General features: G+C 74.2%; 7 protein-coding genes. 4 read left to right on the forward strand and 3 right to left on the reverse strand.

The genetic code is table 11. The features are described from left to right. The first annotated feature begins 369 nt into the window (after positions 1 to 369). From TR48_RS25005 to TR48_RS25015, 3 genes are all read left to right on the forward strand, one after another. Positions 370 to 1,338 carry a hypothetical protein gene (locus tag TR48_RS25005; protein ID WP_152628164.1) on the forward strand — a complete coding sequence of 323 codons (969 nt, stop codon included), beginning with the start codon at positions 370 to 372 and terminating at the stop codon, positions 1,336 to 1,338. 375 nt (positions 1,339 to 1,713) lie between these two features. Beyond that, on the forward strand, positions 1,714 to 2,199 hold the full coding sequence (locus tag TR48_RS25010; protein WP_042371190.1) for an SRPBCC family protein: 486 nt from the start codon (positions 1,714 to 1,716) through the stop codon (positions 2,197 to 2,199). Then, complete coding sequence (locus TR48_RS25015) at positions 2,196 to 2,657, forward strand: MarR family winged helix-turn-helix transcriptional regulator (protein WP_042371192.1); 462 nt, start codon at positions 2,196 to 2,198, stop codon at positions 2,655 to 2,657. Before TR48_RS25010 ends, TR48_RS25015 begins: the two co-directional genes overlap by 4 nt. Before the next feature lie 233 nt (positions 2,658 to 2,890). Here the strand turns inward: TR48_RS25015 and TR48_RS25020 are convergent, their stop codons facing one another. Both TR48_RS25020 and TR48_RS25025 read right to left on the reverse strand, forming a co-directional pair. Then, positions 2,891 to 3,880: a helix-turn-helix domain-containing protein gene (locus TR48_RS25020; RefSeq protein ID WP_152628165.1), complete on the reverse strand. Its 990-nt coding sequence runs from the start codon at positions 3,878 to 3,880 to the stop codon at positions 2,891 to 2,893. A 109-nt stretch (positions 3,881 to 3,989) separates the two neighbouring features. Further along, complete coding sequence (locus TR48_RS25025) at positions 3,990 to 5,012, reverse strand: rod shape-determining protein (RefSeq protein WP_042371196.1); 1,023 nt, start codon at positions 5,010 to 5,012, stop codon at positions 3,990 to 3,992. Between the two features lie 298 nt (positions 5,013 to 5,310). Here TR48_RS25025 and TR48_RS25030 point away from each other — a divergent pair, with 298 nt between their 5' ends. Then, the gene (locus tag TR48_RS25030) at positions 5,311 to 7,587 is read left to right on the forward strand and encodes a SpoIIE family protein phosphatase (protein WP_052442984.1); all 2,277 of its coding nucleotides are present in this window, start codon (positions 5,311 to 5,313) and stop codon (positions 7,585 to 7,587) included. 312 nt (positions 7,588 to 7,899) lie between these two features. Here the strand turns inward: TR48_RS25030 and TR48_RS25035 are convergent, their stop codons facing one another. Next, positions 7,900 to 11,049: an AfsR/SARP family transcriptional regulator gene (locus TR48_RS25035; protein ID WP_052442985.1), complete on the reverse strand. Its 3,150-nt coding sequence runs from the start codon at positions 11,047 to 11,049 to the stop codon at positions 7,900 to 7,902. Positions 11,050 to 11,198 lie beyond the last annotated feature (149 nt).

Raw genomic sequence — 11,198 nt, forward strand, 5'->3', positions numbered from 1 at the left:
CGTTTGGCGTAGTCATGGGCATGGCATCCGGGGTTTCCGTGCAGATCGGGGCCTGATCGAGGTCGTTCGGCTTTCAAGGGCGTCGCCCTCGTCCTCGCCGAGGAGGAGGCGGCGTGGTGTCCCGACGCCTTCTTCGTCTTCTTCGTCTTCTTCGACATCCTCGACACCGGGCGGGAGCACGGCGGCGCGGGCCGAGGCTTCCGCGGACGGCTGACGGGGCGGCAGTTCTTCTCTCACGGGACGTCAAAGGCCGCAGGATCTCCGGCAAAAGGCCGTCTGCGCCATAGACATGACACCTGTTGGGCCGTTAGTTTCCGGGTGGCCACGTCGTGGCTGGACTCCAGGTGACCGACCCCCGAGGGGATCACTGTGCACATACGCATGCCCGGAAACGTCGCCCGCGCCCTCGCCGCCCTCTCGCTCGCCGCCCTCGGTGCGGGCGGCCTCGCGTCCGGAGCCGACGCCGCGCCCGCTCCGGCCTCCCCCGGGGCCTCCGTCGTGGCCGTGGCGCACCACGGCATGAAGCCGATCGCCCGGGGGGCCGCGGGGATCGCCACGAGGGCGGCCAGCCGGAACACCCTCAGCGTGCGGTCCAGCGGCACCCAGGGCGTGGTCTCCCCGACTCCGCAGGTGTACCTGGTCTTCTGGGGTTCCCAGTGGGCCAGCGACCCGGCCGGCGTCGCGCCGGACCTTCAGGCGATGTTCAAGGGCCTGTACGGCAGCGCCGACACCTGGGGGACCATCCTCACCCAGTACTGCGAGGGCGTCGCCAACGGCACCACCTCGTGCGGCAGCGGCGGCACCCACATCACCCACCCCGCCGCCAGCCCGCTGGCGGGCGTCTGGTTCGACAACGCGAGCGCGGAGCCGTCCAGCCCGACCGCCGCGCAGATCGCCACCGAGGCCGGCAAGGCCGCCGCGCACTTCGGCAACACGACGCAGACGCCGAACCTCAACGCGCAGTACGTCGTCGTCTCGGCGACCGGGACCCACCCGGACGGCTTCCCGAACTCCGGCTTCTGCGCCTGGCACGACAAGACGTCCAGCAGCTACGGCACCCTCGCCTACACCAACCTCCCCTACGTGCCGGACCTCGGCGTCGACGCGTGCACCACGCTGACGGACGGCCGCATGCTCTCCGGCATCGAGTCGACCGAGACCCACGAGTACGCGGAGACCGTCACCGACTTCTGGCCCAGCATCGGCTGGAACGGCAGGAACGGGGAGATCGGCGACGAGTGCGAGAACATGGACGCCTTCGTCCCGCTCAGCACCGGCAGCTTCGACCTGCAGGGCCTGTGGTCCAACAAGGCCAACGCCTGCGTGACGAAGGGCTGACCGTCCCGCACGCGCACGTGCGTGGACGCACGGACATGTCAGGGAGACTCCGGGCCATTCAGAGTCTCCCTGCGGCTCCCTAACGGATCGGGTCGACGGGAGCGACCGTCGACCCGACTCCTGAGCAGAGAACGATGCGTGCAGTGATTCAGCAGCCCTTCGGCGGTCCCGAGGTGCTCCGGGTGGTGGAGACCGAGCGGCCCAAGCCGCGCTCGGGCGAGGTCCTGGTGCGGGTGCGGGCCAGCGCCGTGCGCGCACCGGCTACGGCAGCGAGTTCGCCTTCGGCAAGGCGTTCAAGCGAGAGTTCGGCCGCGCGCCCGGCGTCTACCGGCTGGAGGCGTTGACAGTAAAAAGCTAAGCGCGCATACTAAATGCATGCTGACTCTGGGAAGCACCACGTTGATCTCCACCGCCGCACCGGCCGCGTTCTTCGGCCGCTGGGCCGACATGGCCACCTGGCCCGAGTGGAATGCCGACACCGAGTGGGTCCGCCTCGACGGGCCGTTCGCGCCCGGCAGCACGGGCGTGCTGAAGCCCAAGGGCGGCCCGCGGACGAAGTTCGTCGTCACCGAGCTCACCGACCGGGTGTTCGTCGACGTCTCCTTGTTGGTCGGCGCGCGGCTGACCTTCCATCACGCGATCGCGCCCACGGCGGACGGCGGCAGCGAGGTGGCCGTGACGGTGACGCTCGCCGGCCCGCTGGCGCGGTTGTGGAACCTGGTCCTCGGCAAGGGCATCGCGGACTCCCTCGACCGGGACCTGGCCGCGCTGGCCCGCGCCGCGGAAGCCGATGCCGCGGCTGCCGGCGGCGGGGCCGCTTCAGCCCGCGGCGCTCACACGGCGACGGACGACGCCGCGTGAGCGGCGAGGGGCTGCGGACGCGGTTCGGATCGGCCGAGGAGAGCCCCGGGCTGCTGCTGTGGCAGGTCACCAACCGCTGGCAGGCGGCCCAGCGGGCGGCGCTCAAGCCCTACGGCCTCACGCATGTGCAGTTCGTGCTGCTGGCGGCGCTGACGTACCTGGCGGCGGAAGGCCCGGTGACGCAGAAGGCGCTCGCGGACCAGGCGGCTACCGACCCGATGATGACCTCCCAGGTGCTGCGCGCGCTGGAGGGCCAGGGCTTGGTCCGGCGGCTGCCCCACCCGCATGACAAGCGAGCGCGTGCGCTGGAGGTCACCGACGAGGGGCGGGCGCTGGCCAACCGGGCCGTCGCGGCGGTCGAGGCGTGCGACGCCGCGTTCTTCGCCGTGCTGGGCGACCAGGGCGACGACGCCCCGGACGGGTTCACCCGGGCGCTGCGGGCGCTGGCCGGTCGCTGAACGCGTCCGCCGAAGGCTCACGGAGCTGATCCGGTGCGGTCGGTCGTCCCCGCCTGTCCCCGATCGATGTCTCAAATCGCAGGTCAGGAGCGTGAGACGGGGCATGATCGTCTCATCTCCGCTTCGACGGCGGGGGCCGCCCCGAAACTCGTGCAGAGTTGTCCACGACGCGAGACGTCCGGGCAGCACGGGGGTACTGCCCGGGCGCCGCGCTTCGCGGCGCGCGCCGCGCGCTAGAGCGGGGCGTTGAACTCCGGGGTGCAGACGGAGACGTGGCGGTCGCTCTGCGGCGTGCCGCAGACCTTGAGGCCGATGGTCGAGTCGCTGGCGTCGACCATCATCGAGTAGTTGTCGTAGCCCCAGTGGACCAGGGCCTGCTGCCGCTCGCCGGCGGTCGTGATGATGGTCGCGAAGTCACCGGGCTCGGCGTTGGTCAGGGCGCCCCAGGCGGCGTGGCAGCGCGCGCTGTAGTGCAGATAGATGACGATCGTGCCGACATGGCCGGTGATCAGCGTCTTGTCGTCCTTCACGCAGCCGGTCGACTGCGGGTCCCTGCCGGAGCAGCCGGAGCCCGCGCACGGCGGCAGGGTGGAGGTCGCCGACGGCGCCTGGGCGCCGGACGCGGCGCCCGGCGCGACGACGTAGGCGCCGACGGCCGCGCCGATCAGCGCCGAGAACGCGGACACGAGCGCCGTGCGCAGGTGTCGCCGCCAGCGTGACGGCTTCACGTCCGCCGCTTTCGTGCGCGCGGGTTTCGGCTCAGCCGGCTTCACGTCGGCGGGCTCCACGTCCGCCGGCTCCACGTCGGCGGCCTCCACGTCGGCGGCCTTCGCGTCCGTCGGATGCGCGCTCGTCGGATGCGCGCTCGTCGGCGGCTCGGGAGCCGCAGCGACGGGCGCCGCAACGGCCTGCGCCGGGTCGGCAGGCCACGGATCGTCGGACTCCGTCTCGTGCAGCGCCTGCTCCAGCAGCGGCTTGAGCAGGCGTGCGTTCTCGTCGACCGCGATGGCCAGACTCTCCAACGCCTGCTCGGTGATCAACCGCTTGCCGTTGAACCAGCGCTCCCAGGACGCCTTGCTGTAGTGCGTGCGCGCGCCGATCTGAGTGAGCGACAGCCCGCTGCGGTCCTTGATGGCGCGCAACTCCTCGGTCAGCCGCCGGGAGTTGCCGCGCACATCATCCGATATCGGCCGCCAGTTCCCGCCCACGGTCGACTCACTCACTTTCCAGTTGAAGGGGACGCAACAGTCTCCCACAGCCGGAACGTGCGACAGTGTGACAAAGCGGGACCGCGGCCGGGTTCAGACCCAGGTCAGACCGGTTTCCGACCGGTCAGACCGGGCTGAGTGCGTCGACGTGGGCGCTGCCGCGCGCCGACATCGCCAGCTCACCGAGCCCGCGGGCGGTGCAGTTCTCCGGGGTGTCCGCAGCCTGGACCGGCAGGCCGAGTCGCCGCTCCAACTGCGCGCACAGCCAAAGGTCCCTGGCGCCGCCGCCGGTGAGCACCACGCCATGGTCGGTGATGTCCGCGCTCAGTTCCGTGGGGCAGCGGGTCAGCAGGTTGCCCATGCCCTGCACGATCGACTCGACCACCGGCAGGACCGCCTCGTGGACCTCGGTGACGGTGAACTGGGCCAGCACCGGGGTCCCGTACTCGGTACGACGTCCCTTCACCTCGACCGAGTCGGCCTCGGGGTGTCCGGCCGCGATCCGCAACTGCTCGGCGGCCACCGGACCGAGGTCGACCCGGCGGTTGCGGCGCGCCCAGTTGGTCAGCGCACGGTCCAGGGCCAGGCCCGCGACCGGGAGCGAGACGGCGCTCACGATCCGCCCGAACGCGAAGACGGCCATGTCGGTGGTGCCGGCGCCCAGGTCCACGACCATGCTGCCGCTCTCCCGCCCGATCTCGATGCCCGCGCCGACCGCCGCGGCCAGCGGCGCCGGGACGGTGACGGTCCGGGCGGCGCCCGCCTGCACCACCGCCTGTTCCAGCGCCTTCAGGTGGATGCCGTGGCTCTCCACGGGCACGGCGGTCGCCACGGTCGGGCGCAGCGCGAACCGGCTCGGCCGCGCGGTGTCGAGCGCGTGGCGGGTGAGCACCCGGGCCGCCTCGAAGTCGGTGACGGCACCCGCGTGGATCGGGCTGACCGTGTTCATTCCGGGCGGGGTGCGGCCGGTCATCTTCTGGGCGTTCTCGCCGAAGGCGAAGGCGACCCCGCGGTTCAGGTCGTAGGCGACCACTGACGGCTCGTCGAAGACGACACCCTGACGGGGCCGCCACACGCGGACCCGGGAGGTGCCCAGGTCCAGGGCGATCAGACGGTCCGCCACGGCGCGGCTGACGGCATTGCTCACAACGACCCCTCTTCTGCATCTACGGCTGGGACTACGGCTGCAACGGCGTGGGACACGGCTTCGGCCGACTGCGGAGCGGCCACCGGGTGACGATCGCCCACGCAGTAGCTGAGCGACCGTCAGATCGGTGTTTCTCCTCCATCCAGCGGCCCGCGCGCCGCCATTGCATCCCGGGGCCGCTGAACGAGGGAGGCGGACCGCGTCGGAGCCCTCGCTGGGCCGGAGCGCAAGTCGCCGGTCGGGTGACGGGCGCCGCCGAACAGTGGCGTCCGGCGTCCGGTCGCGTGATGATCGGATCATGTCCGCAGCGCGCTCCGAGGAGCCCCCCGGCGAGGGTCCGTCGGGGCCGGCCCCGCTGAGCGAGCGAGCCTTCGAGCAGTCGCCGGTGCCGTGGATGCTCTGCGCGCCCGACGGACGGCTGCTGCGGATCAACGAGGCGATGAAGCGGCTCGCCGGTCTGTGGGAGGGGGAGCTGCGCGGACGCCTACCGACCGAACTCGGGCAGGACGACGACGCGCCGATCAACCAGGTGGACTCCTCCGTCTTCGAGGAGTCCACCCGGTTGATCCGTGAGGTCGGCGCTACCGGCGTCCCGCAGACCCTGGAGACCTACGTGCAGGTCCCCGGCGCGCTGGAGACCCACGCCTGGGAGGTCCGCTACACCCCTGTGCGGGGCGCGGACGGGGAGCTGGAGGCGGTCGCGCTGACCGCCGTCGACTTCACCGAGCAGTTCGCCGCCCGGCAGCGCCTCGGCCTGCTGAACGCGGCCACCACCGGCATCGGGGCCTCCCTGGACGTGACCCGCACCGCGCGGGACCTGGTCGACGTCACCGTCCCCGTCTTCGCGGACTTCGTCAGCGTCGACCTGCTCGACGGCGTATTCCACGGCGAGGAACCGGCCGCGGGCCCGCTGCCGGGCCCGGTCCTGCTGCGCCGTGCCGCCCAGGCGCGCAGCGGCACCGACCCCGAAGCAGCCCAGGACGACGCCGCGGCCCGGCAGACGGACACGGACCTGGTGCGGGAGCGCTACACACCGGGCGTCGTAGAGGAGGGCGAGCGTGGCAGCTACCCCCTCGACTCCCCGCCCGCCCGCTGCCTCGCCACCGGCCGGTCCGGCCGCTACGCCGTGGGCGACCTCGAGCTGGAGTCCTGGTTCGCAGCCGACACCGCGCGCGGCGCCTGGGCGCGCCGCCACGGCCTGGTCTCGCTGCTGACCGTGCCCGTCACCGCCCGGGAGACCACGCTCGGGGTGGTCATCCTCTGCCGTCTGGGAGCCGCCGCGCCCTTCACCGCCGACGAGCAGTCGATCGCCGAGGAGCTCGTCGCGCACGCCGCGATCTGCCTCGACAACGCCCGCCGCTACACGCGCGAGCGGACCACCGCGCTCACCCTCCAGCACAGCCTGCTCCAGCAGCGTCCCCCGCGGCAGGCCGCCGTCGAGGTCGCCACCCGCTACGTCCCGGCCAGCGGCCAGGCCGGTGTCGGCGGCGACTGGTACGACGTGATCCCGCTCTCCGGGACCCGCGTGGCGCTCGTCGTCGGCGACGTCACCGGCCACGGTCTGCAGGCCTCCGTCACCATGGCCCGTCTGCGCACCGCCGTGCGCACCCTCGCCGACGTCGACCTGCCGCCCGACGAGCTCCTGTCCCACCTGGACGACCTGGTCATCAGCCTGAACGCGGAGGCCGGCGCGTACGGTCCGGAGGACAGCGGCTTCGGCGGCGGAGCCCTCGGGACGGACCCGCCGCCGGGGGCGTCCGTGCTCGGCCCCTCCGCCTTCTTCGACGGGCAGGTCTTCGGCGACATCGGCGCCACCTGCCTGTACGCCGTCTACGACCCGATCGCCTGCCGAGCCGCGCTCGCCCGCGCGGGCCACCCCGTCCCCGCGGTGCGGCTGCCCAACGGCGAGGTGGAGTTCCTCGACGTGCCGGCCGGCCCCCCGCTGGGCCTCGGCGGCCTGGCCTTCGAGACCGTCGACGTGGAGCTGCCCGCGGGCAGCCTGCTGGCCCTGTTCACCGACGGCCTGATCGAGTCACGCCACCGCGACCTCGACGAGAGCCTGCGCCTGCTGGCCAGCTCGCTGGCCGCGGCGGGCACCGATCTGCTCGCCGTGAGCGAGCGGGTCCTCGGCGCGCTCACCCGGCACCGCCCGGAGGACGACGTCGCCCTCCTGCTCGCCCGCACCCGCACGCTGGGCGCGGACCAGGTGGCCGACTGGGAGATCACCGCCGACCCCGCAAACGTCGCTGAGGCGCGTCGCCTCGCGGCACGGCAGCTGGCCCGCTGGGGTCTGGACGAGCTGGTGTTCGTGACGGAACTGGTGGTCAGCGAGCTGGTCACCAACGCGATCCGGCACGGCCGCCCCCCGATCCGGCTCCGCCTCATTCGAGACTCCGCGCTGACGTGCGAGGTCTCCGACTCCAGCAGCACCGCGCCCCACCTGCGCCGCGCCCGCACCATGGAGGAGGGCGGCCGTGGCCTGATGCTCGTTGCCCAGTGCGCCACCCGCTGGGGCACCCGCCACAGCGCCGACGGCAAGACCATCTGGGCGGAACAGGCCCTCCCCCCGCACTGACCCCGCCCTGCGGGCGCCCAGCAGCGGCGGCACGGCTCCGGCCCAGGCTGCGGCGGATACGCGGGCGGGGGCCGGCCCGGGTGCCGGGAGCCCGGGGTGAGGGCGCCCCGACGGGCGCTTCCTTCCGGGGCCGTGGTGGGGAGTTCCTTCGGGGCTGAGGCCGGACGGGCGCGTTCGGGCCGCGGGGCGGGTGTCAGGCTCGGGGCCGAGGGCGGGGTGGGGCGACACTCGCGCGGGCGCTCGGGTGGGACCTTCCGTTTGGGCGGCGGGGGCTGGCCCGGGTGCCGGGAGCCCGGGTTGACGGGGTGCGGGTCACTGCGGGAAGGCGGCAGCTGCCTCGGTGGCGAAGGTGCGGGCGTCGTGGAGGACGGCGGCGGTGCGCTCGGCGTTGCCGAGTTCGCGGTAGAAGGTGAGGGACTCCGCCAGGGCGCGGGCGGAGGCCGCGTAGTCCTGGGCCGCGGCGAGCACCTGGCCCAGTTCGTGCAGGCTGCGCGCCGCGCCCACCGGCTCGGCGTGGGCCCGGTAGGTGTCGCTGACCAGCGTCAGCAGGCGCGTGGCCTCGGTGAGTTCGCCCTGCGACCAGCGGACCAGGGCCAGGTCGTGCCGGGCCAGCGTGGTGCCGTGGATCTGCCGCAGCTCGCCGAAGATCCGCAGCGACGCCTCCAGGTTCTCCACCGCGGCGTCCCACTGGGACAGACGGCGCTGCAGCCGCCCGAGGCTGTGCAGTGAGTTGGCCTCGCCCACCCGGCTGCCCAGCACGCGGTAGGCGTCGAGGGCCTGCTCCAGCAGCCGCGCCGACGCGGCGAAGTCGCCGCGTCCCTCGGCGAGGCGGCCCAGGTCCCACAGCGCGTTCGTGGTGCCGAGGCGGTCGCCCAGCCGACGGTAGAGCGCGAGCGCCCGCTCGGCCATCGCGTTGGCGCCGTCGGCGTCGTCCTGCATCCGCAGCGCGCGGCCGAGGGCCCAGGTGGCGTTGGCCTCGCCGCGCTCGTCGCCGAGCTCCCGGTACACCGCGAGCGCCTCGCTGTGCAGTGCGGCGGCGGCCTCGTGCTGGTTGTCCATGTGCCGCGCGCGACCCTGCTCCCACAGCGCCTCCGCCTCGCCGAGCCGGTCGCCCAGCGCCCGTTGGCATCGCAGCGCCTGCTCGTGCAGCGCGCAGGCCTCGGCGACGTCACTGGTCAGCAGTCGGATCCGGCCCAGTTCCAGCAGGGCCGAGCCCTCCACGGCCACGTCGCCACGGGCGCGGGCGTCGGCGAGGGCGCGCTCGTGCAGGGCCAGCGCCTGCGCCCAGTGGCCCTCCCGTTCCATGAAGGTCCCGAGGACGGGCGAGAAGACGGCGAGCGCGTCGGGTCGGCAGCGCAGCGTCTCCGGCGCGGCGGCGCAGGCCCACAGGTTCGGCCACTCGGCGCGCAGCCAGGCGAGCGCGGTCTCGAGGTCGCCCGGCTCGGTCGCGGGGAGCGGCGGCGGGGGCGGCGCAAGCCGCGGCGCGGGGAGGCTGCGGCGGGAGATGAGGTCGTTCGCGGCACCGGCCGCGTGGAGGTAGTAGTCGATCAGGCGTCGCCGCGCGGACTCCCCGTCGGCGCCCGCGGGTGCGGAGCCCGCCGCGGATCCGGCCGTGGAGCGGGCGAAGAGCCGGACCAGGTCGTGGAAGCGGTAGCGGCCCACGGTCGGCTCCTGGAGCAGGCTGTGGTCGAGCAGGGCCTCCAGGCGGTAGGCGGCCGTCCGGCGGTCGCAGCCGAGCAGCCAGGCGACGGCCGCGGCGTCGAAGTCCGGCCCGGGGACCAGCCCGAGCAGCCGGAACAACTGCTGCTCCGGCTCCGGCAGGGCGGCGTAGGAGGAGGCGAAGACGGCCTCCACCGCGTCGCCGCCTTCGTTCAGGCCGGAGAGCCGCAGGCGTTCGTCGCGCAGCTCCGCCACCACGTCCTCGACCCGCAGCGAGCGGTGCCGGCGGAGGCGGGACGCGGCGACGCGCAGCGCGAGCGGCATGGAGCCGCACAGCTCGGCGAGCTCGGCGGCCGCCGCGCTGCCGTCGGGGATCCGGCCGGTGCCCGCGACGGTGCGGATCAGGCCGTCGGCGTCGGCGGCGGGCAGCGGCTCCAGCGTGCGCTGGTGCGCGTCGTCGAGCCCGGCCAGTCGGCGGCGGCTGGTGACCAGGACCAGCGAGCCGGGCTCGGCGGGCAGCAGCGGGCGGATCTCGGCGGAGCTCGCCGCGTTGTCCAGCAGCAGCAGGGTCCGGCTGCCGGCCACGCGGTCGTGGAAGGCGGCGGCGCGCGCCTCCGTGTCGCGCGGGATCAGCTGCGCGGGGACGCTCAGGGCGCGCAGCAGCCGGTCGAGGGCGTCGTGGGCGCTCAGCGGCTCGACGCCGGGCGTGTGGGCGTGCAGGTCGACGAAGAGCGCGCCGTCAGGGAAGTGCGGGCGCAGCCGACGCGCCGCGTGGACGGCGAGCGCGGACTTGCCGACCCCGCCCATGCCGTCGATCGTCGCCACCAGCGCCATGCCGGCCGAGGACCCGTACGGGGCGCGGCTGCCGAGCTCCTCCAGCCAGGCCAGCTCCCGCGCGCGGCCGGTGAACGCGCGCGTCGCGCCGGGCAGTCCGCCGAGGCGCGATGGCGACGGCGAGGGCGCCGGTGCTGTGGCGGCCGTGCGCGGTGCGGGGACGGACGGCTTCGCGGGGGCGGCGCGGACGTCCTCGTGCGGGTCCGGTGAGGGGGCGTCCAGTTCGGGATCGGCGCGCAGGATCGCGGCGTGGAGCCGCTGGAGCGCGGGGGAGGGGTCCACGCCCAGCTCGTCCGCGAGCGTGCCGCGTACGACCTGGTAGGCCTCCAGCGCCTCGGCCTGGCGGCCGGCGCGGTACAGCGCCAGCATCAGCAGGCCGTGCAGGCCCTCGCGCAGGGTGTGCTCGGCGATGAGCGCGCGCAGTTCCGCGACGGCCTCGTGGTGACGGCCGAGCCCGAGATCGGCCTCGATCCGCCCCTCGACGGCCAGCAGCCGGTTCTCCTGCCAGCCGTGGACCCGCGCGGTCAGCTCCGGCGTCGGCGGCAGCTCACCCAGCGGCTCGCCGCGCCACAGCGCCAGCGCCTCGCCCAGCAGGCGGCGGGCGGAGACGAGGTCGCCCTCGGCCAGGGCCCGGCGTCCGCGCGCGCTGTCGTCCAGAAATCGCTGGACGTCCAACTCGCGGTCCTGGACGTCGATCCGGTAGCCCGGCGCGACCGTCCGCACGCGCGCTCCGGCCCGCTCGCCGAGCTGTCGCCGCAGGCGTGAGACGTGGTTGCGCAGCCCCGCGGCGGCGGCGGTGGGCGGATCCTCGCCCCAGATCGCCGCGACCAGGCGGTCACGCGGGACCACCTGGTTGGCGTGGAGCAGCAGCACCGACAGCACCGTCGTCGGGATCCCCGCGGGCTGCGGGACGGGCTCCCCGCCGTCCACCCCGACCGCCACCGGCCCGAGCAGAGCAAAGCGCAGCATCCCGTCACCTCCCCACGGACCTGACGATCCGGCCCGTCTTGCGCAGATCTTACGGGTATCGCGCGGTCCGCTTGGAGGATGATCACGCCAGCTCGGGTGGTTGCGCCGGCGGTGCGGCTCGCGGGGGAACCCGCCCCCCCCCCGGTCTG

The organism is Streptacidiphilus neutrinimicus (assembly GCF_000787815.1).
GTDB classification, from domain to species: Bacteria; Actinomycetota; Actinomycetes; order Streptomycetales; family Streptomycetaceae; genus Streptacidiphilus; species Streptacidiphilus neutrinimicus.